Here is a 26,719-nt window from a genome sequence, read left to right as displayed (position 1 = left end):
TCCGAGCGGCTAGCCATGTCAGCCTGATATCCCGCCCTGCAAAATCCGGGTTTGGCCTGGCCTTGGTGCTTCCGCTAGAACGTCGTGGCGTCGCCCTTCGACAATGGTGGGCGTGGCCCATGAACTGACAATAAGAGGAAGCGCCCAATCATGACCGCTGGACCACAATTGCCCGAGCGTGCGTCGCGCGCAACGGGCGAACCGACCGCCCTCGATGGTCTGCTGGTTATCGATTTCACCCGTGTGGTCGCCGGTCCCGCCTGCACGCAGACACTTGCTGATTTCGGCGCCGAGGTCATCAAGATCGAAAATCCTGATGGTGGCGACGACACGCGCGCCTATGAGCATGCGGAAATCGGCGGCGAGAGCGCGGCCTATCTCAGCCTGAACCGCAATAAGAAGGGTATTGCGCTCGACTTCACCAATTCCGCCGCGATCGAGGTGGTGCGCGAGCTCATTGCCAAGGCTGATGTCGTGGTGGAGAACTTTTCCGGCGGCGTGATGAAGAAGTACGGCCTCGACTATGCTTCGGTCGCGCCGGGCAATCCGCGGCTGATCTACTGCTCGATCTCGGCCTACGGCCGCAAGGGCGAATTTGCCTTGCGTCCGGGATTTGATCCGATCACGCAGGCCGAAAGCGGCTTCATGTCGCTGAACGGTTTTCCCGATGGCGAGCCGGTGAGGACCGGGCCGCCAATCGTCGACATGGCAACCGGCATGTCGGCCTGCAATGCGATCCTGCTTGCGCTGTTGGCACGCGACCGGCTTGGTCGCGGCCAGCATGTCGAGGTCGCGCTGATCGACATGGCAGTGGCGATGACCGGATTTTACGGCATGGCCTATCTGATCAGCGGCCAGAATCCCGGTCGCTTCGGCAATTCGCCAAACGGCTCGCCGACCGTGGGCCTCTACCAGGCCGCCGATGGTCCGCTCTACATGGCGTGCGCCAATGACCGGCTGTACCGCCGCCTTGTCACCGAAGTGTTCGACCGGCCGGATCTGATCACCCATCCCGATTTCGCGCACCGCAAGAATCGGACCGCAAACAGGGAGAAGCTGCGCGCGATCATTGCGGGCATCTTTGCTACCGACCGGCTCGAGCACTGGATGGCGAAGATGAAGAAGGCCAACATTCCCGTCGGCTATCTGCGCACGGTAGAGCAGGGGTTCAATGCGCCGGAAGTGCGTGACCGTGATCGCCTCAGCAAAATCCCGCACCCGACCGCCGGCTTCGTTCCCAATATCGAGACGCCGATCGGGATGAGCGTTACGCCAACCGTTGATCCCGTTGCCGCGCCGCTGCTTGGCCAGCACACCAGGGACGTGCTGCGCGACACCCTCGGCTATGACGACCACCGCATCGCGGCACTGGCCGGAGCCGGTGCGTTCGGGAAGACGGCGAACGCTGACTGAGTGGTCCGTCATCTGGCGGATCAGCCTGGGTGCGGTCCGCCAAAGATATCCGTTTCTAGACCGGTCTCGGCTTCGCTGACCAGCCTAGCGAGATCTTCAATTCGGCTTGCTGCGGAGATTGCTGCTTGCAATCTCGTCCGCTTCCTTGTGCTCAGCCCGATCGATCTCCAGTCGCGCCATCCGGAGGATCAATGTGGCCGTGGTCAGACCGAGGCGCTCGGCCTCCTGCGCTGCTGTTTCGACCTTCTTGGCCAAGCCGTCACGTTTGCCTGGGTATGCCATAAATTCTTCCTCTCTCAATATGCGGTTGAATAGTTCGAGTTGTGTTGCGGAGCTGCAGCAAGTGGCTCGGAGCTCCATCGAGCAAGGTTAGTTCCCGGCCAGGTTTGCCGGCGGTTGGGTCGCGATGGCATAGACCGCACCGCCTTCCAGCGCTTCCGATCGGTGGTGTGTGCCGGCGGGTAGAAAGATCGTGTCGCCGGCGCTGACGATGCGCTCGCCGCCATCCCAAGTGAAATTGAGCCTGCCGCTGATGATCATCAGGATCTCGTCGACCGGATGGGTGTGGAAGCTGTGCACCTTGCCCGCAGCGTCGTGTTGCAGTTCGATCGAGCCCTGCTCCGGAAGCAGGTTGAGGATCGCCGGATCGATCGCGAATTGGGTCTGCTGACCCGTAACGATCTTGGTCATGCCGCTTGCTCCGTGTTGCTGGTGTGAGCCGACTTGTTCTGTGCGAGCTTGGCGAAGGGACAGCCCGCTACGGAATGGTTGTCGTCCTGCAGGAAATATTGCTGGTATTCGCGTCCGTCGGTCGCGCCGTAGCGTCCGAGCAGCGGCGAGGGACTCGTGCTGTCGTAGGGGATGAGCCGCTTGCGCACTTCCGCAAACGCCGCATTGGCCGCCTTTTCCGTTCCCAGGATCTTCTCGAATACCCATCGCGGCTGGAAGGTGAGCATGAACGCGCTGGACCGGCGGCTCTGGCGCATCACATGGGCGGGCGTGGTGCACACCACGAAGATCGGTTCGCCGGCGAAGGAGAATTCCCACATCGGATGGTCCAACTGTTCGGGAATGTCGGTTGGCCAGGGAGACTTATCCAGCCGTGCAAGCTGGTCGAGCGTCGACCACATCTTGCGATAGTAGGCATCAATCGTTTGCACCGGACGGGGCCGTGTAAACATGATCAGTGACGTATTGGGGCCGAATGAGCGAGCCTGCGAGACATAATGCGCGAGCTGTTCTCCAAGCACTTCGACGTCGTAGGGATCGAGGAACAGGTAGCGGAGCTGGTCCTGGCGATGGCCGGCTACGCCGAACACGCATGGGAACGGTCTCGCTTCGCTGCTCATCTGGGCTTCGAACTCGGCGAACATCACGCTTTGCCAGCTGCTCACCGCAAATTTCGACGCGACTTCTCCTCTTCTCAAGAACAAACGCTCCATAACTGCCCCTATACGGTTAACGCGACTACTGAACTATCAGTTTGCTTCTCATCAACATCGGTCCGGCAACTCCGGGCAGCGACATGAGCAGCAGAATTGCAATCAAGGCGCCGTAGCCGGCGTCACCGATCGCGGCTGCGCCGTGCGCGGTATCGGTTCCTGCGAACTGGCTCGCGACAAGCATGGCGAAGCCGATGATTGGTTGCGCGATACCGGCAAAGATTCCGGCCGCCGTCGTGTTCACGGATGCGCCGACCCCGATGAGATCGGCGGTGTAGAGCCGCTTGGTGCATTTGAGCACGAGGGGAACGGTCCCGCCGGCGACCAGGCCGAGCGTGGTGAACACCAGCGTAACGTAAACAAGACCGAATGCCTTGGCGATCGGCGGCAGCAGCATCGCGACGAGGATCATTCGCAGCACGCAAATCCGGATCAGCGCAGTATCGAGTGCCGCCGTACGGTCCGCCGCGTGACCAAGGAAGATGGAGCCGATGGCGTTGCCGATCATGAAGGCAAGCAGCGGTGTTCCGGCCGCTGTCGGCGAGATGTTGAAGAAGTGCGCCACCATCGGAATGCCCCACACGCCCGATAGCGTGGTCACCACCGCGAAGTGGGATGCAAAGGTCATGGCGCATCCCCAATTGGCCACATGCGACAACGATTGCCGCGCTGCGGTCATGACGCTCTTCAGCGTCTTGTTGCTGGATGACACCGGATTTGGCTTCAGCGCAAACTTGGCGGCAACGAGATTGGCAAGGCCGATAGCGGCGATGAACAGAAAGCAGGCGCGCCACCCGAAGCCCGTCACTGCGGCCGCAAGTGGTGTCGTTGCGATCACGCCTCCGACATAGCCCGAGACCTGGGAGATGCCCGACATGATGCCGAACCGCTCATCCGAGAAGTTCTGCGCGACCAACTTCAAGAGTGCGGTGAACACCAGCGCATCGCCGCAGGCGACGATCAGGCGCGCGGCGAAGATGTCAAGGAGGTTCGGCGCCAGCGCAAAGGCTGCGCTGCCCAGCGACGAAGCGGCCATGCTGGCCAGCACCACGCGCTTGACGCCGTAACGGTCGACCAGAAGGCCCGCCGGAATCTGCATCAGCGTGTAGCCCCAGAAGTAACCGGAGGCGAGCATTGCGACGCCGGCGGCGTCGGTGCTGAAGTCATGCATCAGGCTCAGATTGACCGATTGCGGCGACACGCGCTGCAGGAAGGCGATGGCGTAGGCGACAGCCACCGTCGCCCAGGCGAAATAGGCTCGGTCACCGAACCTCGATGCCGTCGGGGCGTACGCGGTTTGCTGACCCAGCATCGACATCACACCCTCGCAAATCCAACCGAGAACAATGCGTCCGCTGAATCTGGAATCATGCGGGACATCGCCGCATCGACCAGCGATGCGTTGCCACGGTAAGCCTGCCGGTGGTGCTTAATGTGGCCGTAGGCGCCACGCATGATCATTTCCGGCACCTCGAGCGGTTTGCCAGGATAAAGGGTCGCGCACATTTCGACGCAGGCCGCCTGGAGGTCGGAATCCCTGATGTCGTCGAGCAGCGAAGGTGTCACTTTTTCGCAGATCTTGGCATTGGCGGCCCAGACGATTGGATTGCGCGTCCGCCATCCGTAGAACAGGCCGCCAATTCCCTTTGCTGCGGAGCTTGCGCGCTTCAGCACTTCCTGGGTGAAGAAGCCGTACAGACCGCGGCCCTGGTGGGCCGGAAGCACCTCTGTGCCGCTGCGATACACCGCAGGCCCGCATGACATCTGCAGCACGCGATAGACGGAAAAGGCCGCCAATCCCAAGCTATCAAACACAAGGATAAGGCTATACTTGCCGTCGAAGGGGGAGGAGCTTGCCGTCCAATGCGGTTCGGTCGCTTTCCAGTTTACTGCGATGATGCCATTCATGGCATCCATCAACGGCTGGCGGTCGGAAGCCACGATGCGGGACGCATCCGGAAAACTGTAGACTGCATACCCCGTCCAGGGCGAGTTGATCGCCTGGTATTGGCTGCCGAGCTTTCGCACCATGGCAGAACTCCACTGTCGGTAGAGAGCTATACAGGCGAGGCTCGAATGGCTTAAAGGACAATATGCCCTCGAAATCTGCCAAACCCCGACGGCTCCCTCCGCGTCCCCAAGCTGCGACGCGGCGGATTGCGATTGTCGCCTTCCCCGGCGTGACGCTGCTCGATATCTCCGGCCCGGCGCAGGTGTTCGCTGAACTGGAGGCGATCGAATTGCCGGGCCCCGGATATTCGCTTTCCTACCTGTCCACCGGCGGCGGACTGGTTTCGACGGATGTGGGAATGATGATCGACACGGCTCCGATCAGCAGCGTGCGACCGCAGCAGATCGATACGCTCGTGATACCGGGTGGCCCCGGCATCTGGGAAATCCGCAAAGACATCCGCTTGATGAAATGGATATCGCAGGCGCTGCCGCAGGCACGCCGGATCGCCTCGGTCTGTCTTGGGGCTTTCGCGCTTGCCTGGACCGGTGTGCTGGACGGCAAGCGCGCTGCAACGCACTGGCGCTATTGCCCACGGCTGCAGGACAGTTTTCCAAATGTTCGCGTCGAGCCCGATGCGATCTTCGTCAAGGATGGGCACGTGTGGTCATCGGCTGGCGTCAGCGCCGGCATCGATCTGGCGCTTGCCATGATCGAAGAGGATTTCGGCCATACGATTGCGCTCGACGTTGCCCGGCGGCTAGTGGTGTTCCTGAAACGGCCGGGCGGTCAGAGCCAGTTCTCGACCGTGCTTGCGGCGCAGGCGTCCGACGTTGAAGGTCGCTTCAGCGCGCTCCACGCCTGGATCATCGAAAACATCGCCAGCGATCTCCGGGTCGAGACGCTGGCCGCGAAGGCCGGCATGACGCCGCGCACCTTCGCCCGCACCTATGCCAGTCGGACCGGCATGACGCCGGCAAATGGCGTTGAGGCGCTGCGTGTCGAAACCGCGCGGCTATTGCTGGAGAGCCGGCAGATACGTGGCGTCGTGGAGGTCGCAAAACGTGCCGGCTTCGGTGACGACGAGCGGATGCGGCGAGCCTTCCTCAGGCATCTCGGCGTATCGCCGACCGAATACAGAAACCGCTTTTCGGACGGTTGAGCGCAGGAGTTCTCTGCCATCGGCAGAGGGTCGTTGCAAGCGAATAGCAGCGTTTCGTTCGCGTGCGGAATTTATGCGTTCAAGGCGGTAGCCTTTGCCGCTTATCTGCGGCTAATGTGCTAGCCAAACGGGAGAGAAACCACCATGAATGACGGGACCTCGATCCGCCCGGCACGCAATGTCGAACTCGGGGCAAGCGGCGAAGAATACCAGAACCTGCACGAATTCGTCCGCAAGGCCCGCGCCAGGCTGAACCAGAACGCCTGGGATTACATCGTCGGCGCTGCCGAGACCGAGACCACGCTGCGGCGCAACAGGATGGCGCTGGACGAGATCGCGTTCCGGCCGCGTGTGCTGCGCAACGTGGTTCACGTCGACCCTTCAACGGAGGTGTTTGGCCGCAGATTGCAACTGCCGGTCATGCTTGCACCGGTTGGTGCGCTCGAAATCTTCGATCCCGCGGCCGGAGCGGCGGTCGCTCGCGGCGCCGGCACATTCGGCGCGGCTCATATGCTGAGTTCGGTGTCCGAGCCCGGGCTTGAGAATACCGCGAAGGCCGCGCCCGACGCGCTACGCATTTTCCAGCTCTATGTCCGCGGAGATGATGCCTTTGTCGAGGACGTCGTCAGCCGTAGTATTGATAACGGCTATTCCGCCTTCTGCCTCACGGTCGACACAGCCCACTACAGCCGTCGCGAGCGCGATATCGCCAAGCGGTATGTCCGGGAAAGTCGCATTCGCGCCACTGGTGGCGACTTCCAGAAAGGGTTGGAATGGCGGACCGTGAAGTTGATCAAGGACAAGTTCCGGATACCGCTGGTCATCAAGGGGATAGCCACCGCGGAGGATGCAGTCGTCGCGCTGGATCATGGCGTCGACTGGATTTACGTGTCCAACCATGGAGGCCGTCAGCTCGATCACGGCCGTGGTGCCATGCACGTCCTGCCGGAGATCGTCGAGGCGGTGAGGGGGCGCGCCAAGATCATGGTCGACGGCTCGTTCTGCCGCGGCACTGACATCGTGAAGGCGATTGCCTCGGGCGCCGATCTCGTCGGCATCGGTCGCCTGCAATGCTGGGCACTGGCAGCCGACGGCGAGAGGGGCATCACCCGGATGCTGGAATTGCTGGAGGACGAGGTGATCCGCTGCCTGGGCCTGCTCGGCGTGACCAGCTTCGCCGAACTCGACAAGTCCTACCTGCATCCGGCGACGGCGACCAACCCGCCGGGCGTGTTCAGCGCGTTTCCGCTGTTGGACATTGAGCCGTACCGCTACTAGGAGCAGCAATTTCCGATCGGCGGAAGGGGCGAGGGAACGCGAAGGCACTTATCGCGTTATCGCAGCCATTGCCGTCGCATCCGCAAAGCGGGACGGCGAGCATGCCGGAATAGTCGACCCGAATGGCAGATAACCCGTTCGCAGATTTTTCTCTCGAAAGAGCGATCGCGCTGCGCTGGGCGCTGCGAGACATCCAGGCCTGTCGCCTGAAGCTGTCACCTGTCAGCGACGACGATCTGCGTGTCCTGAGCGAACTTGGTCTGATCGAGCTGCAGGATGACAATCCCGTTCTCACCAACGCCGGCATGGCGGTGCTGAGCGGCTGACGCAGGCGACCCCTCTAGCGAGCCTGCAGGAAGCTCTCGCCGGAATCGCAGGGCGCACAGCGGTAGGTCAGCACGTCGTAGACCTGATCTCGCGGTTCGACCAAAGCGAGCCGCATCTGGGCGCCGCATTTCATGCATGGCATTTCGATGTTGCTCTTGAATCGCGTGCAGGTCGGTGTTGGCCGGAATGTGCGCAGCATTGGATCCCCTCTTCCCCAAGAGACGCGACGCCACTGACCTGTGGGCGAATAGCCCACCGAATCATTGTGCCACATTGCTGCCACCGTTGGAATCCGGGAGATGCTTTCAGGACCGCTGACGCTAGGAAATATTTGTCGAGAAGGGGTGACAGCGGCTCTGTCCTGACCGGAGCAGTTAACGACGTCGCGCTACCGCCACGCCGAACAGGAACGCGACAACCAGGCACGTCAACGGCGCTTCGCGGGTGATCGCGCTGATCGTGGAAAGCGCGCCGCCGGGTTGGCGCGAGGCCTTGATTGCATCGCCGAGCCGATCTGTTGCAGCGCGAAGCCCATCGGAAACTTCCGTGATCGTGCGCGACACGTCGGTTGCGGTGTCGATTGCGCGTTCGCCAAGGCTGGGCTGCAGCGGGGATTCGGGTGTTTCGAAGTTCACGGCTCGAACCTCACGAGATCTGGTCTGGCAGCGCACTCCGCGCCGAAGGCCATCTTGGGACGGCTGGTCGACCAAATGCGTCAACTGCCAATTTGTTCCGCTTGGGGCGGTCCTGTTCGGTCTAGCGGGCAGGGAACCTTGGAGGCCCACTGGATTTATTCACCAGGCACGCACATTGACGGAGAAGACTTCATTGATGGCAAATCGTTCGAACCGGCACGGCGGGGCGCCACTCTTGGTCGCATTGGCCGTAGCCGCCGCGGGTGTATTTGGCATATTGGTGGTCGATCATGGTCCATGGAGCAAGCCGAGGGTACAGCCGGCGGAAACGGCCAACTACTCCACAACGGGGGAGGCTGCGCGGGCCGCAGGCGCCACGGTAATGCCGACGGAGCCGAAGGCGCCGATCGAGCCCGTTCCACCCGGACCGAAGCCTGCGCACCCGGCCAACCCCACAATGCGGCAATAACCTCGAGGCTGGTTTCGATTTTCCGCGGTCTCGCGGGATCAGCACGGTTCAGCGCATGCTGACGAACTTGCCCCAGACGGCCGCGAGGATGGCGACCACCAACACATAATGCGGACTGTCGCAGAGCATGCCGCCGTAACGACAGACGTCGGAGCTGAGTGAACCAAGCTCGTGCTTGCCGGCGGCATAGAGCACCCCCGACAGAATGGTGAGCGCGACGGCAGCGAAATACATCGACGGTCTCCGCCATGCGATCAAATGCCGGCGTGCTGGCCGACGCCGTTGCGCTTGTGCTGCTCGGCAACATGCTTGCGCTTCCGATCGCGCGTTCTCGCCAAGTCATTCCAATCAGGCAGCACTGACTGGTATCGTCGCAAGGATCGGTTTCATCTTGTCGAAATTGTCTCCCGGCATTTTGTGCATTTTGTTTACGATCCAGAAAACACTTGCCGCGTCGGGCAAATCAGAGGCATAAGGACATCGTCGCGGAATTCGTGAAATGCCCGCAGCGGAAATCGCCGCCGCGGGCATTTTGCTGTCGCAGCAGCATACGGCCGCCGATGATGCGTGGCCGGATCGCCGGCGTCACGTCAACATGGACGTTGACACGTCGGGCAAATCAGGGGCATAAGGACATCATCGCAAACATTGTGAAGCCCGCGCGGAGAAATCCGCGGCGGGCTTTTTCTTTGGGTTTTTCGAATCGGACGACGGCCGCGCGTCACGACGCCACATCACCATGCCCGTCGCCCCGCGCGTCGCCAGCGCGCCGTCGTCCGAACCATCTTCACCGTCGATCAGCCGGCGCGCGCGAACGCGCCGGCCCGCGGCGTGGCGCCAACGTGCCACCGCCGCATGCGGCCCCCGACAATTGAGGGGATAAGGTTCGCGCCCAAATGGTCGCCGCCTCCCGGGCGATCTGCCGCAACTTCAATACGCCGTCGCGCACAAGCGAAGCCATCAACGCGATGGAGACGCCTCGCCGCGCCGCTTGTCGCAAGGACCCTGGTTTAGAGCAAGGCTGACATGACCGCCTATCTGATATCGCTGGCGCTTGCCGGACTGGTCGCCATCGCGCTGTGCGAGGCATTCGAATAAGCGTGGAGATCATCCGATTCATTCGACCGCCGAGCGACGCCAATGAACAGACGGATTTTCCAATAATCGTCTTTCGCTCGGCGCTGCCGGACGATGCCATCAGCGACCAACCCAGCGCGCCGCTGGACGAAGTCCCCGATCTGCACGAGACCTAAGTGGCAAAAACCCTCACCGAAATCCGCTCGCTCGCCCGCAGTCACACCAGGACGGCGTTGAACGTCCTGGTCGGCATCATGCGGAGCAAAGATGCAACCCCGGCCGCGCGCGTCTCCGCCGCCAACGCCATTCTCGACCGCGGCTGGGGCAAGGCGCCGCAGGCGATCGAGAACGGCGGTGACGGTACGCTTGAGCTGGTCCACCGAATAGAGCGCGTCATTGTCCATCCTGAAGATTCCAACAGCGAGAGTCTTTGAACCGCTTCTGCGGTCGGGGCGATACAAAGGAGCTTTCGGGGGCCGCGGCTCGGGAAAGTCGCATTTCTTTGGAGAGCTTCTGGTCGAGACCTGCCAAGCCGAACGCGGCACGCTCGCGGTCTGCATCCGCGAGGCGCAGCGGACGCTGGCGCAATCCTCAAAGCGCCTGATCGAAAGCAAGATCGCCTCGCTCGGCATCGGTAGCGGCTTCAAGCTGTTTGCCGACAAGATCGAAACGCCCGGCGACGGTATTATCATCTTCCGCGGCATGCAGGCGCATTGTGGCCAGCGCCTTCAGCTCCGCCTCATGCGTGCCCTGGAGACTCGCGCACGCCGCAATGGATGGCATTCGATCGTTTCCGATACGACGGACAATATCGCCTCCGCCAACAACTTCATCCGTGCTGGGTATCGGCTGTACCAGCCGCAGGCTCCCTGGGCATGGCCGCATACCCTGTACTGGCGGAAAACCATGGGATGATGCTGGAAGCGATCAGCCGAGATCGGAGCCCGTGAGGTCGCGCGAGGCTGACGGGTCCGCGAGAGTTCCGAACAAGCCCGGTTGGCCGTCCTGGCCGCCGGGCTTATTTTGATTCCGGGCGTCAGCTCCTTCACGTCCGGGTCTCATGAGGTGTCTTGATCCGTGGTGTTCAAGCGATAAACTGCCGGCAGTCTTGGCTACTTTGGGATCAGAAAGGCCAAGCGGGAAAACGCCAATGGCAACAGACGGCCGCAGGCCCGATGGAAGCTCGCCCACCGAGCGTCAAGTAGAAGATTATGTGGCCATGGTTGCCCGTGCGAGGGCCCTCATTCCAGCCCTTCGCGAGCGAGCGGCACGGACCGAGGGATTGCGGCGTCTGCCGCCGGAGACCGAGTACGACCTGCATAGCGCCGGCCTGTTCCGGCTCCTGCAACCGAAGCGCGTGGGAGGTGCGGAGCTCGACTATGTCGCACTGGTCGATTGTGCCGATGCGCTGGGGCAGGGCGATGCGTCCGTAGCGTGGAATTTCGCCAATCTTGCGAGCCACCACTGGATGCTTGGGATGTTCGATCCACAGGCGCAGGATGCGGTCTGGAGCAAGGAACCGAATGCTCTGATTGCGTCCTCCTTCATATTCCCGGCTGGCCGGGCACGGAAGGTCGGTGGCGGCCACGTGTTGACTGGAAGCTGGTCGTTCTCGTCGGGTGTCGAATCCTGCGAATGGAACATGCTTGGCAGCGTGGTCTACTCCGATGACGAGGCTGATGGAGTCGAATATCGGATCTTCCTGCTCAACCGGCGGGATTACAGAATCAAGGATATCTGGAATGCGACCGGACTGTGTGGGACCGGGTCGAACGGGGTTGAGGTTGAGGAAGCCTTTGTCGCAAATCCAATGTCGATCGCAGTGAGCGACCTCACGGGCGGGCCTACGCCTGGCAGTTCGGTCAATCCGAATCCGCTCTATGCGCTGCCGGTATTCGCACTGTTTCCCTATGTCCTGTCAGGCGTGGCCCTCGGCAATGCGCAAGCCTGTCTCGACGACTATGTCGAGATCGCCCGCCATCGCGTTTCGACCTCCAATCGCGCCAAGCTTGGCGACATGCAAAGCACGCAGATCAAGATCGCGGAAGCTTCCGCCAAGATCGACGCTGCGCGCCTGATCATGCGGTCGAACTGCATCGGCGCGATGGCCGATGCGCGGAGCGGCCGTATCCCCGATATCGCCGTCAAAACCAGGCTGCGGCGCGATGGCGCCTTTTCAGTCAATCTCTGCAGCGAGGCCGTATCGCTGTTGTTTGCCGCAAGCGGGGCGCGCAGCCTCTTCACGTCAGGTACGTTGCAGCGGCAGTTCCGCGACGCCCACGCGGTGAGTTCACACCTTGCTTTCAATTTCGATGCGGCAGGGACCAATTATGGACGTGTGGCGCTGGGCTTGCCGTCCGAAAATCTGACGCTCTGAGGTTCACCGGATGTCTGACGTACCCAAGCATCCGGCCGACCCGGCCAATGAATTTGCCAGCGGCAACTCCCCGATCGATCCACGGGATTTTCGGAATGCGTTGGGCACATTCGCAACGGGCGTCACGATCGTCACGGCGATGGCCGCGGACGGCAGGCCGTATGGTGTCACCTGCAACTCGTTTGCCTCCGTATCGTTAAATCCACCGCTGGTGTTGTGGAGCCTTGGCCTGTTCTCACAGGGTCTGTCCATCTTCCAGAATGCGAGCCACTTCACGGTCAATGTGCTGGGTGAGTCCCAGCAGGCATTGGCCTCGCAATTTGCAAAATCCTCGAACGATAAATTCGCCGGGGTGGACTGGGCGCCTGGATTGGGAAATGCACCCGTGATCGTGGGCAGCGTCGCGAACTTTCAATGTCGTGCCGTCAATCGCTACTATGGCGGCGATCACGTCATATTCTTGGGTGCGGTAGAGGCCTATTCCTACAACCGGCAGGAGCCCTTGCTGTTTGCGCGCGGCGCGTTCGGCCGCTTTCTCGCGGACGAGAGCGGCAAGTAGGCCAGGTAGCCTCGGTTGACGAGGTTGGGGTGCACGGCACAGCTCCACTAAATCGGTGGAGTCGCTTTGGAAGGTGCAGCCGAAATTACTTAAGTTTGTCGTAGAGTTGTCAAATGTGTCGCACGTGTCGTCCAAGTGGCAGATGTGGGTGAGGGCTACTTGCGCGAGACGGAAAGGCTCTCGGGACGGCTGGCTTCCCACATCGGGGTCGGAGCGCTACACTCACATGGACGTGGAAAGCCGCTTTCCGGTTGAAAAGCCGGTTTTGGTTGATTACGGAAGAACTACATCCCAAGCAGTTCTTGCTTCCGGAGTTGGAACGAGCGTGCCCCAGGATAAAACGGGCGAGACTCGCGGATTTTCGACCAGCAAATTGTCGGTCCTCCGCAAGCATCCGTATTTTGTCGATCTCGAACCCGAGGCGTTCGAGCAGCTCTGTCGTTACGCCAAGCACACGACGCTGAAACGTGGAGCCGCGATCTTCTCGAAGGGAGATCCGGGCACAAGCCTGTTTGCAGTCATATCGGGCACGGTGAAGATCAGCATCTCATCGCCCGATGGCCGCAACGCGATCCTGAACCTGATCGAGGCCGGGGAGATCTTCGGCGAGATCGCAGTGCTCGATTCGGGGTTGCGGACGGCTGACGCTACGGCGAACAGCAATTGCGAACTTTTCATCATTGATAAGCGCGAATTCATTCCCTTCGTCCGAAGCCAGCCGGCGCTTGCGATGAAGTTCATCGAACTCCTGTGCGTACGGCTGCGCTGGACCAGCGATCAAGTCGAACAGGTCATCCTGCAAGACCTGCCAGGTCGGCTGGCCAGCGCTTTGCTTCGCCTTACCGAAAAGCACAAGCCCGAGCCGCAAGGTCGTGTCATTGCCATCACCCAGCAAGAGATCAGTGAGATGGTCGGCATGACCCGCGAAAGCATCAATAAGCAGCTTCGGGTTTGGGCCACGCGCGGCTGGGTGCGGCTCGAGCATGGCGCGATCGTGGTGCTGAAGCCGGAAGAACTACAGGCGCTGGTCGATTCCGGATCGGAAAACGGCAGCGAGTAGCGTCGCTCCACAACATCTCTCACAAGACGGTGACTTCGTCTGACCTGTGAGGCCGTTCACAGGGTCCTGGCGCGCGTTGCGGTACCTCGAGACATCGGGGATCACACCCGCAACGTGGAGAGATCCATGCACGACTCATTCGACGAACCTCCTGAAGATGACCAGAACATCTATCAGAGCTGGAGCATCAAGCTCATTGCTTTGCCTCTGCTCATCGTCATCGCCCTGATCGGCATAGTGGTCAGTCATCCGTCGGCTGTAAAATGGGTTTCGGACGGAACGCAAGCCGAGCTTGTCGGCCCGGACTTCGTCGGCCCGGATATCATACCGGACACTCCCCGGCCGACACGACTTGCTCTACCGGTGGGTCGGATCCGCACGCTTCCTGGCGATTGATGTTGCTGGATGCCGGAGAGTTTTGCCGTAGTATGGATCAAGCCCGAGCGACCATGAGGATCGGCATCGATATTCATCTCAACGCGCGATTGAGGTGAATGGGCTACATAGCAGGGCCCGAATTGACGGCTGGCCAATTCTTTCGAATTCCTTCACTACTCCCACCTGTTTCCTTATATCGTCTCGCCAACAATTGTCGAACTTTTGCCTGACGGTGGAACCTAACCTCGTCCTGCCGCATGGCTTATGCCCGGTTTTCGCAAGCGAATGCCCGACAGATCCCCTCGGCGGGACCGGAATCTCATGTTACATATGTAACATGAACGAACGCGCCAAGATCGACACCAAGATCGACATTCGTCATTCAACCTGTCCGCACGATTGCCCGTCGGCTTGTGCGCTCGATATCGAGGTGATCGAGGGCCGCTCGATCGGCCGAGTCCGTGGCTCAAAGTTGCAGACCTATACGGCGGGTGTCGTCTGCGCCAAGGTTGCCCGGTATGCCGAACGTATCCATCATCCGGAACGGCTGCTTTACCCGATGCGGCGAATCGGGCCGAAGGGCGCGGGCCAGTTTGCCCGGATTTCCTGGGACGAGGCGCTGGACGAGATCGCCACGCGCTTCGATGCGGCCGAACGCGAATTCGGCGCCGAGTCTGTCTGGCCCTATTATTACGCCGGCACTATGGGCCTCGTGATGCGTGATGGCATCAATCGCCTGTCGCATGTCAAGAAATACTCCCGCTTCTATTCCACGATTTGCGCGAACATCGCGCGTGTCGGATTTTCGGTGGGCACCGGCAAGATCGCCGGCGTCGATCCGCGCGAAATGGGAGTCTCCGATCTCGTCGTGATCTGGGGCACCAATCCCGTGAACACGCAAGTCAACGTCATGACACACGCCATGCGCGCCCGGAAGGAGCGAGGCGCGAAGATTGCCGCGATCGATGTCTACAACAATGACACGGTGAAGCAGGCTGACGTGAAGATCATCCTGAGGCCCGGCACGGATGCTGCTTTCGCGTGCGGCGTCATGCACGTGCTGTTTCGCGAAGGGTATGCGGACCGGGCCTATATGGATCGCTATACGGACTGCCCGGACGAACTGGAGGCGCATCTTGCCAGCCGAACGCCCGAGTGGGCTTCATCGATATCTGGCGTGCCGGTGGACGAGATCGAGGCTTTTGCCCGCCTGGTCGGCCAGACCAAGCGCTCATTCTTCCGTTTGGGCTATGGGTTCACGCGAAGCCGAAATGGTGCGGCGCAAATGCACGCGGCGCTATGCATTCCGGCGGTGACCGGCGCCTGGCAATATGAAGGCGGAGGTGCATTTTTCAACAATGCCGCGATCTGGAGATTCAACGAATCCGTCATCGAGGGGCATGATGCGATCGACCGCACGACGCGTTGGCTCGATCAGTCGAAGATTGGACGTATCCTGACCGGCGATACCGAGGCCTTGAAGGGCGGACCGCCGGTCAAGGCGATGCTGATCCAGAATACCAATCCGATGACTGTGGCGCCGGAGCAGATGCTGGTGCGCAAAGGGTTTGCCCGCGAGGACCTGTTCGTGGCGGTCCATGAGCAGTTCATGACTGAGACCGCGGCCATGGCCGATATCGTCCTGCCCGCGACGATGTTCATGGAGCACGATGATCTCTACTACGGCGGTGGCCACCAGCACATTTCGGTCGGACCTAAGCTGATCGAGCCTCCGGCCGAATGCCGCACCAACCATCAAGTGATTCAGGCGCTCGGCCGCCGCCTCGGTGCCGTCCATCCCGGCTTTGAGATGTCGCCGCGTGAATTGATCGACGTGACGCTGAAGAAGAGTGGCCACGGCGATATCGAGACGCTGGAGGCGGATCTGTGGCGGGACATCCAGCCGGATTTCCGTGCCTCGCACTACCTCGACGGCTTTGCGCACGCGGACAAGAAGTTCCACTTCAAGGCCGATTGGGCGCATCCGCCCTTTGGCATCGCTGGCCTGGGCCCATGGGAGCAGATGCCGTCCCTGCCCGACCATTGGACCGTCATCGAGGAGGCCGACGAGGAGCATCCGTTCCGGCTGGCGACTTCGCCATCCCGGAGCTATCTCAACACCAGTTTCAACGAGACGCCGGGATCCCGGGCCCGTGAGGGGAAGCCGACGGTGATGATCCATCCGGACGACGCAGCGGCCCTTTCGATCGCGGATGGTGATGCGGTGACGCTCGGCAACACGCGCGGCGAAACGACGCTGACGGCAAGGCTGTTCGACGGTTTGCGGCGCGGCGTGCTGATCGCCGAGTCCATCCACCCAAACAAGGCCCATATCGGTGGTCGTGGCATCAATACGCTGACCGGAGCCGAGGCAGTTGCCCCTGTCGGCGGCGCCGCGTTCCACGACAACAAAGTCTGGATCAGGAAGGCCGACGTTTCCGCCTAAATCGCTCTTGCAGTCGGTCGTCGTCCTGCCGCAAATGGTTGTCGGAAACGGCAAGAATAGGCGGGAAAGATGACCGAGAGCAGCAGCGTGATCCTGGAGAAGCGAGGCCAGGCGTTCTGGATCACGATCAACCGGCCGGACAAGCGCAATGCGCTCAATGGTGACGTGATCGCAGGCATCGCAAGGGGCTACCGCGATGCTCATGATGACCGCGACGTCCGCCTCATCGTGCTGACGGGAACTGGCGATAAGGCTTTTTGCGCCGGAGCCGACCTGCAGAACAGCGGCGCCGCCTTCGCAATGGATTATTCCAAGCCGAATGTCGACTATGCTGATTTGTTGCGGCTCTCGCAAGATTCGACCAAACCCGCGATCGCGCGCGTAGGCGGCGTGTGCATGGCCGGCGGAATGGGCCTGCTATGTATGACCGACATGGCCGTGGCCGCTGACCACGTGATCTTCGGCCTCCCGGAGGTGAAGGTCGGCGTCTTTCCGATGCAGGTGATGAGCCTGTTGCAGTCGATGGTGCCGCCGCGCCTTGTCAACGAATGGGCGCTGACCGGCGAGCCTTTCGATGCCAAGGCTGCGCAGGCTGCAGGGCTGCTGAACTATGTCGTGCCAGCGGCCGAGCTCGACGCGAAGGTCGAATGGTTGATCAGCCGCATCGTCGACAAGTCACCGACCGCGATCCGGCGCGGCAAATACGCCATGCGCGCAATCGCCTCGATGTCATTCGACGAGAGCATCGCCTATACCGAAAGCCAGATCGCGCTGTTGGCGATGACCGAGGATGCCAAGGAAGGCCTCAAGGCATTCAGCGAGAAGCGCAAACCGTCCTGGCCCGGGCGATAGGGCCAACCCAGTAAGGAATCCGCCTCGTCTCGTCTGTTCCGACTATCCCGGATTCGCCTTGAGTCCGGCTGCTTCGATGCCGGCGATCGCGCAGATCTCGTCATTGTCCGAGGTGTCGCCGCTGACACCAATGGCACCGAGCAGGGTGGTGCCATCCAGAATGAGTACGCCGCCGGGCACCGGTACCAGGCGACCCTGCGCCAGCGCATTCACCGCGCCGATGAAATAGGCCTGCTCCTGCGCGCGCTGAAACAATGCCCGTGATCCCATGCCGAGCGCCAGCGCGCCATAGGCCTTGCCGTGCGCGATTTCGGCGCGCATCAGGCTGGTCCCGTCCTGAGCTGCGGTCAGTTTGATCGCGCCGCGCGCATCGAGAATGGTGATGACCAGCGGCTTGAGCTTTTTCTCGACCGCCTTGGCGAGCGCGGCGTCAAGGATCTTTCGGGCAACATCAAGCGTAAGCTCAGTCATGGAAGGGGTCCTTTGCGGGAGAGGAGAGACTTTCGGGTTTCGCACGATCCAGGCTCATGGCCAGCACGCGCGCGACATGGAGCGGGGAACGTGCAGTGCCATCCTTGATCTGGTGTCGACAGGAGGTACCGTCAGCAACGATCAGCGTCGCATCGTCGGCGCGGCGCACCGCCGGAAGGAGAGAGAGTTCAGCCATATCGATCGAAGCCTGGTAGGTGTCGGCCCCATAGCCGAACGCGCCGGCCATCCCACAACAGCTGGACTCGATGCTTTCAACATTCAGGCCCGGGACGAGGCGCAGCACTTTTTCGACAGGTTTGAACGCGCCGAATGATTTCTGGTGGCAATGTCCGTGGACCAAAGCTTTGTCGGCAACAGCGCCAAGCGGCAGCCGCAAGCGGCCAGCCTCCGCTTCGCGTACCAAGAACTCCTCGAACAGCAGCGCATGAGCACTGATGTTTTTTGCAACTTCGTCGGAGCGCAATGAGAGCAGTTCGTCGCGTAGCGTCAAGAGGCAGCTCGGTTCGAGACCGACGATCGGCACACCGCGCGACGCGAAAGGTGCGTATGTGGCGACTAGCCGGTCCAGTTCGATGCGAGCCTGATCGACCATGCCGGCCGAGAGAAAGGTGCGCCCACAGCAAAGCGGCCGGGCGCGGTCGATGGGCCTCGGGAGATGAACGCGGTAGCCGCCTTCCACGAGCACCCGCAGCGCGGCATCGAGATTCTCGCGCTCATAGATGCGGTTGAAGGTGTCGGCGAACAGCACCACTTCATGGCCCCCTTCCGGACCAAGGACTTCCGCGTCCGTCCTGAAGACGTCGCGCCGGAATGCCGGCAGCGATCGCTTCGAACTGATGCCGGCGAACCTCTCGAACAAGATTCGTAACGAGCGGCTGCTGTTGCGCCAATTGGCAAGCGGCGCGAAGTGCGACGCAAGGGCCGCATAGCGGGGCAAGTACCCAACCATTCGGTCGCGTAGCGAGAGCCCGTGCTTCGCCGCTCGCGCTGCCAATACCTCGATCTTCATCTTGGCCATGTCGACCCCGGTCGGACATTCATGGCGACAGGCTTTGCAGGAGACGCAGAGTTTCAGCGTCTCCATCATCTCGTCCGATGAAAGCGCGTCGGGTCCCAACTGTCCGGAGATAGCCAACCGCAACGTGTTGGCGCGCCCACGCGTGACGTCCTTCTCGTTGCGTGTCGCGCGATAGGACGGGCACATCACACCGCCCTCGAGCTTCCGGCAAGCGCCGTTGTTGTTGCACATCTCGACGGCGCCCTGGAACCCCCCGCCGGCGCCGGGATAGGCCGACCAGTCGAGCACCGTTTTAAGCTCCTTGACCTTGTACCGCGGCGAGTAGCGGAACAACGAACGGTCATCCATCCTTGGCGGATCGACGATCTTGCCGGGATTGAGGATATTATCCGGATCGAACCGGTGCTTGATCTCCCGGAAATCCGCGACAATGCGCGAGCCGAACATCGTGTCGTGAAATTCCGACCGCACCAGGCCGTCGCCGTGCTCGCCGGAGTGCGAGCCCTTGTATTCGCGCACCAAGGCAAACGCCTCTTCGGCGATGGCACGCATCGCCTTGACGTCCTTTTCGAGCTTCAGGTTCAGCACCGGGCGGACATGCAGACAGCCTTCGGAGGCGTGAGCGTACATCGTGCCGCTGGTGCCGTGCTTGGCGAAGACGGCGTTCAGGCGGTCGGTGTAGTCAGCGAGATGCGGCAACGGCACCGCGCAATCCTCGACGAAGGAGACCGGCTTGCCCTCCTGCTTCATCGACATCATGACGTTGAGGCCGGCGGCGCGAAAGTCGGCGATGGCGCTCTGCAGGGCAGCTTCGACGATCTCGACCACGCCACCCCATTTGCGCGGGGGCTTGTCCCAGCCGAAGCCGAGATCTCCCATCAACTCGCCGAGTTGCTTCAGCCGCGCCAAATTCTCAGCCTGATCCTCCTCGGCGAATTCCACCACCAGGATCGCATCGGGATCACCGCGCACGGCGGCGGCGATGACCGGTTTGAACATTGCGATATCGCGGCCGAGCGCGATCATGGTGCGATCGACCAGCTCGACGGCGATCGGCCGCAGCTTGACCAGATGCTGGGTCGCATCCATCGCCTCGTAGAAGCTGCCGAAATGGCAGACACCCAGCACCTTGTTGCGGATTGTCGGCCACAGCTTGAGCTCGACCTTGCTGGTGAAGGCGAGGGTGCCCTCGGAGCCCACGAGTAAATGCGCCAAGTTGTTCGGTGCGTTGCGCGGCACCAGCGCGTCGAGATTATAGCCGCCGACCCGACGCTGCACCTTCGGGAATTTGTCCGCGATTTCGGCCGCCTCACGCTCGCCGAGATGGAGCATGTCGCGGAATAGTGCGAGCCCGCTGTCGGGTGAATTCACCCGCGCGAGATCCCGAGGCACTTCGCCGAAATGCAGGAGTGTGCCGTCGGCGAGCGCCGCATCCATCGACAGCGTATTGTCGCGCATGGTGCCGTAACGCAGCGAACGTCCGCCGCAGGAGTTGTTGCCGGCCATGCCGCCAATAGTCGCGCGGGAGGCAGTGGAGACGTCGACCGGAAACCACAGACCGTGCTTCCTGAGCTGGCGATTGAGATCGTCGAGGACGATGCCCGGCTCGACCACGCAAGTCCGATTCTCCAGGTCCAGCGAGAGGATTTTGTTCAGGTGCCGGGAGAAGTCGATCACGATGCCGTGGTTAACGGTTTGACCGCATTGCGAGGTGCCGCCCCCACGGGGGGTCACGATCCGGCCCGCGTCGCGCGCAATCGTCAGCGCCCATAGCGCCTCGTCCGTGGTTCGGGGGACCACCACGCCTTCGGGCATGATCTGGTAGAACGAGGCATCGGTCGCATAGCGTCCGCGGCTGAAGGCGTCGAAAAGGACGTCGCCGGTGATATTTGACCGCAGCTGGCGTTCAAGCGGTGACGCGTTCTTCATCCCAAATCCTGGTCCAGGAGGGCCCCTTCCGTAAACCTCCATCAATAGATGCAATTTATTTCCCGTTGGCGTCAATTATGAATTCATAATGTGCCGCCGGCTAGCTAACCGTCGACGGACTCGGTGGTCAGACCTTCCGATGTGCGGCCGAGGTGCTCGACCGCCGCGGTCCGCTTGTTACGCAGGTGCTGGAACAGAGTGTCGCTCAGTTCGCTGCCGGCCCGGCGGCGCAGCGCATCCAGGATCGCCTCGTGCTCGCGCATCGCCTCGGCCCAGCGCTGCCGTTTACGCGCAAAATTAGCGGAGTAGCGCACACGGCGGATCCGGCCGGCCAAGTTGGCATAGATGGTGCGCAAGGTCTCATTGCGGGAGGCCGCCACGATCCGTTCGTGGATCCGTTGGTTGACCTGAAAATAATTGTGCATGTCGCGGTGCAAGTAGTAGCCGTACATTTCATAATGCAGGCGCTCAATCTCGGCGATTTCTTCATCGGTGATGGTCTCGCATGCGAGTCGCCCTGCGAGGCTCTCCAGGCCGCCGATCACATCAAACAGCTCTTCCAGATCGCGCTTGCCAAGCTCCCGCACGCGCGCCCCTCGGTTGGGCAGTAGCTCGATCAGTCCCTCGGCGGCCAGGACCTTGAGCGCCTCGCGAAGGGGGGTGCGGGAGACTCCGAATAGCTCGCAGAGCTGCCGTTCAGGCACCCGGGCGCCGTCCGGGATATTGCCTTCGACCACATAGTCGCGAAGACGCGACAGGATCTCCCCATGAAGCGAGAGTTCAGGTGTGCCGTTGTCGGCAATTTGGGCGATTGGCACCCCGGATTCGGGAATCGTCGATTTCATGGGGGTAACGATAGTTTGCAGAATCATCAGCGTCGATGGTGGAATTGCATGTAGAATACGATTTACATGGGAAAAAATGAATGCAAAATATGCCCTATGTCAGGGAACGGGAGGTCCATTATGCGGCAAGGACGGCATTTTCTGCAGATTCCGGGCCCCAGCCCTGTTCCCGACCGCGTTCTCCGGGCGATGGATATGCCCGTTATCGATCATCGAAGTGCCGAATTCGGGCAGCTCGGGCGCGCCGTCCTGGACGGATCCCAGAAGGTCTTCCAAACCTCCGGGCCGGTGCTGATTTTCCCGTCGTCGGGCACCGGCGCCTGGGAGGCCGCGATCGTCAATACGCTGTCGCCGGGGGATCAGGTGTTGATGGTGGAGACCGGCCATTTCGCTACCCTGTGGCGCCAGATGGCGGCGCGCTGGGGGATTGATGTCGACTTCATGCCCGGCGATTGGCGCCGCGGCGCCGACCCGGCCGCCATCGAAGACAGGCTCGCGCGTGATACGTCTCATGCATTGAAGGCTGTGATGGTCGTGCACAACGAAACCTCAACCGGCGCGACCAGCCGGATCGGAGAGGTCCGCGCAGCGATGGACCGCGTCGGTCATCCGGCGCTGCTGATGGTCGACACGATCTCGTCGCTGGGCTCGGTCGACTACCGGCACGACGAATGGAGGGTCGATGTCAGCGTCAGCTGCTCGCAAAAAGGCTTCATGCTGCCGCCGGGCCTCGGATTCAACGCGATCTCGGACAAAGCGCGCGCTGCCGCCAAGAACAACAGGATGCCGCGGTCATACTGGGATTGGGAGGAAATGCTGAAGCCGAATGCAAACGGCTTCTTCCCCTATACGCCGGCGACTAATCTGCTCTACGGCTTGCGCGAGGCGATTGCCATGCTGATGGAGGAGGGGCTCGCCAACGTCTTCGCCCGCCATCAGCGGCTTGCGGCCGCGACACGAGCGGCTGTCGAACACTGGGGTCTGGAAGTGCTGTGCCAGGAGCCAAAGGACTTCTCTCCGGTGCTTACCGCCGTGCTGATGCCACCAGGCTATGACGCGGATCAGTTCCGCAAGGTGGTGCTCGACAATTACAACATGTCACTGGGCTCTGGGTTGTCGAAAGTGGCGAGCAAGGTGTTCCGCATCGGGCATCTCGGCGAATGCAATGAACTCACCTTGCTTGCGGCACTGACGGGCGTGGAGATGGGCTTATCAGCCGCGGGCATTCCGCGCCGGGCCGGCGGCGTCGAGGTCGCGATGAAGCTTCTCGAACAGCGCGCCGAGGGCAATTCCGCGACACATCTCAAAGTCGTCGGAAGCTAGGGCTTCCCCTCCTTAAGCTAGGGTATCGCCGCGGGCGCGCGGCGATGCGAACAATCGAACAACAACCATAAAGCTCAGGGAGGTCGAACTTGAAGTTCCGATTCAAGGCGACGCATGTCGTGCTCGCGATGCTGTGCGCGATGTACTTTATCACCTATGTCGACCGCGTGAACATTGGCACCGCTGCTGGCGAGATTCAGAAAGAGCTAGGCCTCACCAACACGCAGCTAGGCCTCGTATTTTCAGCCTTTGCCTATCCCTACTTGCTGTTCCAGATCATCGGAGGCTGGGTCGGCGACCATTTCGGGCCGCGCAAGACGCTGTTCTGGTGCGGAATGATCTGGGCTGCGGCAACGATCATGACAGGCTTCGTCACTGGCATCGTGTCGCTGTTCGTCGCGCGTGTTGCGTTAGGGTTCGGCGAAGGCGCGACCTTTCCGACGGCGACGCGCGCGATGCAGTATTGGACGCCATCGGATAAGCGTGGCTTCGCGCAAGGGCTGACGCATGCCTTCGCGCGACTGGGCAACGCGGCAACGCCACCTTTGATCGCGCTGCTGATAGCGTGGGTAACCTGGCGCGGCTCTTTTATCGCCTTGGGGTTCGTAAGCCTGGTCTGGGGGATCGCCTGGGCCTGGTATTTCCGGAATGAGCCACGGGAGCACGCCGGAATGACCGAGGCTGAGCTTGCGTCATTGCCACCCCGTCCCACCGGCGCCCGGCCTCAGGTGCCGTGGTTTCCACTCCTGCGGCGGATGTGGCCGGTTACGCTGACCTACTTTTGCTACGGCTGGTCCCTGTGGCTCTATCTCAACTGGCTGCCGCTGTTCTTCAAGAACAACTTTGGCCTTAATATCAAGAACTCTGCGCTGTTCGCTTCAGGCGTCTTCTTTGCCGGCGTCGTCGGCGACAGTATGGGCGGCATTCTATCCGACCGCATTCTCAAGCGCACCGGCAGCATCCGCTTCGCGCGTCTGAGCTTGATCATCGCCGGGTTTGCCGGAGCGCTTGCCTCATTGCTTCCGATCTTGTTCGTCCATGAGATCACGGTCGTGGCCTTGTGCCTGTCTTCTGGCTTCTTCTTCGCGGAGCTTGTGATTGGTCCGATCTGGTCGGTGCCGATGGACATCGCGCCGCAATATTCGGGCACGGCCGCCGGCATCATGAACACGGGCTCTGCGTTCGCCGCGATCGTCTCGCCGCTTGTGGCCGGCTTCGTCATCGATGCGACGGGCAACTGGTACCTGCCATTCTTGATGTCGATGGGGCTCCTCACGCTCGGCGGTTTTTCGGCGTTCTTGATGCGTCCCGAGCAACCATTTGATGGGGGCATGGTCGGAGTCCCGGTCGGAAAGGCGGTGGCTGCGGAATGATGATAGGGCAGGCAGCGGGTGTTGCGGATCGTGCCTACGACGGCCAGCGGTCCTTCGCAGATGCCAAAATTGCCTGTCTGCCAAGGGGCGTCGAGGCCCTGTGCCTTGATTATGCATTGACGGGTCCCGCCCGGTGAGGGACAAGCCTGCCCAAAGAATGTTATTCGAGCGGCTCGAAGCGCCAAGACTGGACCGGGAAGGACGGCTCATGACCCTGCATACTGGACGGCATTTTCTGCAGATTCCCGGACCGACCAATGTGCCGGACCGCGTGCTGCGCGCCATGGATATGCCGGCCTGGGACCATCGCGGCCCTGAATTCGCCGAGCTCGGTTTTGCGGTCCTGGCCGGCATGCAGCGCCTGTTCCGCACCAAGCAGCCGGTGATCATCTTTCCCTCGTCGGGCACTGGCGCCTGGGAAGCCGCGATCGTCAACACCCTATCGCCGGGCGACAAGGTTCTGATGGCCGAGACCGGACAGTTTGCGGTGCTCTGGCATGGCATCGCCAGCAAGTTCAAGCTCGACATCGATTTCATTCCGGGCGATTGGCGTCGTGGCGCGGACATCGGCGAGATCGAGGCGAGGCTTGCTGCCGATCGCGCGCACAAGATCAAGGCGGTCATGGTCGTGCACAACGAGACCTCGACCGGTTGCGTCACACCGCCACTCGAGGTTCGCAGGGCAATGGACCGGGTCAAGCATCCCGCGCTCCTGATGGTCGACACCATCTCCGGCCTCGCTTCCATGGAATATGAGCATGACGCTTGGGGGATCGACGTTTCGGTCGCGGGCTCGCAGAAGGGCATGATGCTGCCGCCCGGCCTTGGCTTCAACGCCGTGTCGGAAAAGGCGCTCGCCGCGGCTAAGGCCAATTCGTCGTCGATGCGCTCCTATTGGGACTGGCAGGAAGTGATTGCTATCAACAAGGCCGGCACCTGGCCTTATACGCCGGCGATCAACCTCCTGTTCGGGCTCAGGGAGGCCGTCAAGATGCTCGAGGAAGAAGGCCTCGAAAACGTCTTCGCCCGCCACAAGCGCCACAGCGCGGCTACCCGCGCGGCGATGAAGGTGTGGGGGTTGGAAACCCAGTGCCAGGATCCCCAAGCACATTCACCGGCCCTGACCGGCGTGGTGATGCCGGAAGGCCATGACGCCGACAATTTCCGCAAGGTGGTGCTGGAAAATTTCGACATGTCGCTCGGTACCGGCCTGAACAAGATCAAGGGCAAGGTTTTCCGGATCGGCCATATCGGGCATTTCAACGACCTGATGCTGATGGGCACGCTGTCGGGCGTTGAGATGGGGCTGGACCTGGCCAAGGTACCGCATCGAAGCGGCGGCGTATTAGCGGCTATGGAGGTCCTCAAGGGGCGCGATGTGGTGCCGATGCCCAAGGCCGCTGCTGTCGCCTGAGCCGGTCCAATAACAACAGAACAGAGAGGTCGTCATGAACGCCCCGGTCACTGCCAGCGAAGACCTGATCTATGCCGTCGAGGAGGGGATCGCCAGGATCACTTTCAACCGGCCGCAGGCGCGTAACGCCTTGACCTTCGCGATGTACGAGCAGATGGCCTCGATCTGCGAGAGCATCAATGGGGACCGCTCGATCAAGGCGCTGATCCTGACCGGTGCCGGTGACAAGGCTTTTGCCTCGGGTACCGATATCTCGCAATTCCGCGCTTTCAAGACTGCACAGGACGCGCTCGACTATGAAGCGCGGATCGACCGTGTGCTCGGCGCTCTCGAACTGTGCCGGGTTCCCGTGATTGCGGCAATCGCCGGTGCCTGCACGGGGGGCGGCGCCGGGATTGCGGCCTGCTGCGACATCCGGATTGGTACCGAAGCGACGCGGATCGGATTTCCAATCGCGCGTACGCTCGGCAATTGCCTGTCGATGTCGAATATTTCGCGCATCGTCGCGCTGATCGGTCCGGCGCGCACCAAGGATATGATTTTCAAGGCTCGCCTGGTGGAAGCGCCGGAAGCGCTGGCGCTCGGCTTGCTCAATGAGGTCGTGCCTGATGTCGCGACCTTGCAGCGCCGCGCGGACGAGACGGCAAAGCTCATTGCGAGCCATGCGCCGATCACGCTCGAGGTGACCAAGGAGGCGGTGCGTCGCATCCGCCGGACACTCTCACGTGATGAGGGAGAGGATTTGATCCTGCGCGCCTATATGAGCGAGGATTTTCGCGAGGGCATGGACGCCTTCCTGAACAAGCGCACACCGAATTGGAAGGGCAAGTAGGTATCATCGTCTGCTGGGGGCGGTGGACGCTGGACAGCCGCTGCCGCGAACCGTCGGCGGGCTCACG

General features: G+C 61.5%; 28 protein-coding genes. 17 read left to right on the top strand and 11 right to left on the bottom strand.

The genetic code is table 11. The features are described from left to right. Positions 1–150: 150 nt before the first annotated feature. Positions 151–1,413 carry a CoA transferase gene (locus tag I6F35_RS19205; protein ID WP_225119232.1) on the top strand — a complete coding sequence of 421 codons (1,263 nt, stop codon included), beginning with the start codon at positions 151–153 and terminating at the stop codon, positions 1,411–1,413. A 96-nt stretch (positions 1,414–1,509) separates the two neighbouring features. On the opposite strand, the gene I6F35_RS19200 is transcribed toward I6F35_RS19205, so the two are convergent. The 5 genes from I6F35_RS19200 to I6F35_RS19180 all read right to left on the bottom strand — a co-directional run bounded on the left by I6F35_RS19200 (position 1,510) and on the right by I6F35_RS19180 (position 4,886). Then, a complete protein-coding gene (locus I6F35_RS19200; protein ID WP_225119231.1) occupies positions 1,510–1,695 on the bottom strand; it encodes a hypothetical protein in 186 nt (61 codons plus the stop codon). A gap of 87 nt (positions 1,696–1,782) precedes the next feature. Beyond that, complete coding sequence (locus I6F35_RS19195) at positions 1,783–2,103, bottom strand: cupin domain-containing protein (protein ID WP_225119230.1); 321 nt, start codon at positions 2,101–2,103, stop codon at positions 1,783–1,785. Then, positions 2,100–2,807, bottom strand: coding sequence for a YqcI/YcgG family protein (locus I6F35_RS19190; protein ID WP_225119229.1), 708 nt, complete (start codon positions 2,805–2,807; stop codon positions 2,100–2,102). Before I6F35_RS19190 ends, I6F35_RS19195 begins: the two co-directional genes overlap by 4 nt. 73 nt (positions 2,808–2,880) lie before the next feature. After that, positions 2,881–4,173 carry an MFS transporter gene (locus I6F35_RS19185; protein WP_225119228.1) on the bottom strand — a complete coding sequence of 431 codons (1,293 nt, stop codon included), beginning with the start codon at positions 4,171–4,173 and terminating at the stop codon, positions 2,881–2,883. Further along, positions 4,173–4,886, bottom strand: a complete 714-nt coding sequence (locus I6F35_RS19180) for a hypothetical protein (RefSeq protein ID WP_225119227.1) — start codon at positions 4,884–4,886, stop codon at positions 4,173–4,175. The genes I6F35_RS19185 and I6F35_RS19180 overlap by 1 nt, the downstream gene beginning before the upstream one ends. A 62-nt stretch (positions 4,887–4,948) precedes the next feature. Between I6F35_RS19180 and I6F35_RS19175 the strand changes: the two genes are divergently transcribed. From I6F35_RS19175 to I6F35_RS19165, 3 genes are all read left to right on the top strand, one after another. Then, the gene (locus I6F35_RS19175) at positions 4,949–5,968 is read left to right on the top strand and encodes an AraC family transcriptional regulator (RefSeq protein WP_225119226.1); all 1,020 of its coding nucleotides are present in this window, start codon (positions 4,949–4,951) and stop codon (positions 5,966–5,968) included. Between the two features lie 144 nt (positions 5,969–6,112). Further along, positions 6,113–7,246, top strand: a complete 1,134-nt coding sequence (locus I6F35_RS19170; RefSeq protein ID WP_225119225.1) for an alpha-hydroxy acid oxidase — start codon at positions 6,113–6,115, stop codon at positions 7,244–7,246. 122 nt (positions 7,247–7,368) lie between these two features. Then, positions 7,369–7,572 carry a hypothetical protein gene (locus tag I6F35_RS19165; RefSeq protein WP_225119224.1) on the top strand — a complete coding sequence of 68 codons (204 nt, stop codon included), beginning with the start codon at positions 7,369–7,371 and terminating at the stop codon, positions 7,570–7,572. Between the two features lie 14 nt (positions 7,573–7,586). Here I6F35_RS19165 and I6F35_RS19160 read toward each other — a convergent pair whose 3' ends face one another. The 3 genes from I6F35_RS19160 to I6F35_RS19145 form a co-directional block, all read right to left on the bottom strand. Further along, positions 7,587–7,772, bottom strand: a complete 186-nt coding sequence (locus I6F35_RS19160; protein WP_225119223.1) for a hypothetical protein — start codon at positions 7,770–7,772, stop codon at positions 7,587–7,589. Positions 7,773–7,947: 175 nt separating this feature from the next. Beyond that, positions 7,948–8,208 carry a hypothetical protein gene (locus I6F35_RS19155; protein WP_225119222.1) on the bottom strand — a complete coding sequence of 87 codons (261 nt, stop codon included), beginning with the start codon at positions 8,206–8,208 and terminating at the stop codon, positions 7,948–7,950. A 517-nt stretch (positions 8,209–8,725) separates the two neighbouring features. Further along, positions 8,726–8,911, bottom strand: a complete 186-nt coding sequence (locus tag I6F35_RS19145) for a hypothetical protein (RefSeq protein WP_225119220.1) — start codon at positions 8,909–8,911, stop codon at positions 8,726–8,728. 265 nt (positions 8,912–9,176) lie between these two features. Here I6F35_RS19145 and I6F35_RS40210 point away from each other — a divergent pair, with 265 nt between their 5' ends. From I6F35_RS40210 to I6F35_RS19105, 9 genes are all read left to right on the top strand, one after another. Beyond that, positions 9,177–9,308 (top strand): hypothetical protein, encoded by a 132-nt coding sequence (locus tag I6F35_RS40210; protein WP_275945474.1) that lies wholly within the window; start codon positions 9,177–9,179, stop codon positions 9,306–9,308. A 622-nt stretch (positions 9,309–9,930) separates the two neighbouring features. Then, positions 9,931–10,188, top strand: coding sequence for a hypothetical protein (locus I6F35_RS19140; RefSeq protein WP_225119219.1), 258 nt, complete (start codon positions 9,931–9,933; stop codon positions 10,186–10,188). Beyond that, the gene (locus I6F35_RS19135) at positions 10,151–10,669 is read left to right on the top strand and encodes a phage terminase large subunit (RefSeq protein ID WP_225119218.1); all 519 of its coding nucleotides are present in this window, start codon (positions 10,151–10,153) and stop codon (positions 10,667–10,669) included. The genes I6F35_RS19140 and I6F35_RS19135 overlap by 38 nt, the downstream gene beginning before the upstream one ends. A 304-nt stretch (positions 10,670–10,973) precedes the next feature. After that, positions 10,974–12,131: an acyl-CoA dehydrogenase family protein gene (locus tag I6F35_RS19130; RefSeq protein WP_225119217.1), complete on the top strand. Its 1,158-nt coding sequence runs from the start codon at positions 10,974–10,976 to the stop codon at positions 12,129–12,131. A gap of 10 nt (positions 12,132–12,141) precedes the next feature. Beyond that, positions 12,142–12,690: a flavin reductase family protein gene (locus I6F35_RS19125; protein ID WP_225119216.1), complete on the top strand. Its 549-nt coding sequence runs from the start codon at positions 12,142–12,144 to the stop codon at positions 12,688–12,690. 325 nt (positions 12,691–13,015) lie between these two features. Beyond that, positions 13,016–13,750 carry a Crp/Fnr family transcriptional regulator gene (locus I6F35_RS19120; protein WP_225119288.1) on the top strand — a complete coding sequence of 245 codons (735 nt, stop codon included), beginning with the start codon at positions 13,016–13,018 and terminating at the stop codon, positions 13,748–13,750. Positions 13,751–13,876: 126 nt separating this feature from the next. Beyond that, positions 13,877–14,146: a hypothetical protein gene (locus tag I6F35_RS19115; RefSeq protein ID WP_225119215.1), complete on the top strand. Its 270-nt coding sequence runs from the start codon at positions 13,877–13,879 to the stop codon at positions 14,144–14,146. A 319-nt stretch (positions 14,147–14,465) separates the two neighbouring features. Beyond that, positions 14,466–16,574, top strand: coding sequence for a molybdopterin oxidoreductase family protein (locus tag I6F35_RS19110; RefSeq protein ID WP_225119214.1), 2,109 nt, complete (start codon positions 14,466–14,468; stop codon positions 16,572–16,574). Positions 16,575–16,643: 69 nt separating this feature from the next. Further along, entirely contained in the window at positions 16,644–17,426 is a 783-nt protein-coding gene (locus I6F35_RS19105) for an enoyl-CoA hydratase/isomerase family protein (protein ID WP_225119213.1), read from the top strand. Between the two features lie 42 nt (positions 17,427–17,468). Here I6F35_RS19105 and I6F35_RS19100 read toward each other — a convergent pair whose 3' ends face one another. The 3 genes from I6F35_RS19100 to I6F35_RS19090 all read right to left on the bottom strand — a co-directional run bounded on the left by I6F35_RS19100 (position 17,469) and on the right by I6F35_RS19090 (position 21,710). After that, positions 17,469–17,897, bottom strand: a complete 429-nt coding sequence (locus I6F35_RS19100; protein WP_225119212.1) for a heme-binding protein — start codon at positions 17,895–17,897, stop codon at positions 17,469–17,471. Then, on the bottom strand, positions 17,890–20,865 hold the full coding sequence (locus I6F35_RS19095) for an FAD-binding and (Fe-S)-binding domain-containing protein (RefSeq protein WP_225119211.1): 2,976 nt from the start codon (positions 20,863–20,865) through the stop codon (positions 17,890–17,892). The genes I6F35_RS19100 and I6F35_RS19095 overlap by 8 nt, the downstream gene beginning before the upstream one ends. Positions 20,866–20,969: 104 nt before the next feature. Further along, the gene (locus I6F35_RS19090) at positions 20,970–21,710 is read right to left on the bottom strand and encodes a GntR family transcriptional regulator (RefSeq protein WP_225119210.1); all 741 of its coding nucleotides are present in this window, start codon (positions 21,708–21,710) and stop codon (positions 20,970–20,972) included. Positions 21,711–21,830: 120 nt separating this feature from the next. Here I6F35_RS19090 and I6F35_RS19085 point away from each other — a divergent pair, with 120 nt between their 5' ends. The 4 genes from I6F35_RS19085 to I6F35_RS19070 all read left to right on the top strand — a co-directional run bounded on the left by I6F35_RS19085 (position 21,831) and on the right by I6F35_RS19070 (position 26,652). After that, a complete protein-coding gene (locus I6F35_RS19085) occupies positions 21,831–23,033 on the top strand; it encodes an alanine--glyoxylate aminotransferase family protein (RefSeq protein ID WP_225119209.1) in 1,203 nt (400 codons plus the stop codon). An 89-nt stretch (positions 23,034–23,122) separates the two neighbouring features. Next, the gene (locus I6F35_RS19080; RefSeq protein WP_225119208.1) at positions 23,123–24,406 is read left to right on the top strand and encodes an MFS transporter; all 1,284 of its coding nucleotides are present in this window, start codon (positions 23,123–23,125) and stop codon (positions 24,404–24,406) included. 208 nt (positions 24,407–24,614) lie between these two features. Beyond that, positions 24,615–25,820 carry an aminotransferase class V-fold PLP-dependent enzyme gene (locus tag I6F35_RS19075; protein WP_225119207.1) on the top strand — a complete coding sequence of 402 codons (1,206 nt, stop codon included), beginning with the start codon at positions 24,615–24,617 and terminating at the stop codon, positions 25,818–25,820. Between the two features lie 34 nt (positions 25,821–25,854). Continuing rightward, complete coding sequence (locus I6F35_RS19070; RefSeq protein ID WP_225119206.1) at positions 25,855–26,652, top strand: enoyl-CoA hydratase/isomerase family protein; 798 nt, start codon at positions 25,855–25,857, stop codon at positions 26,650–26,652. Positions 26,653–26,719 lie beyond the last annotated feature (67 nt).

The sequence above is a fragment of the Bradyrhizobium sp. BRP22 genome (assembly GCF_020194175.1).
Taxonomy (GTDB): Bacteria; Pseudomonadota; Alphaproteobacteria; order Rhizobiales; family Xanthobacteraceae; genus Bradyrhizobium.
Note: the sequence above shows the minus strand (reverse complement) of the source record. Positions and strands in the feature narration are given on the sequence as shown.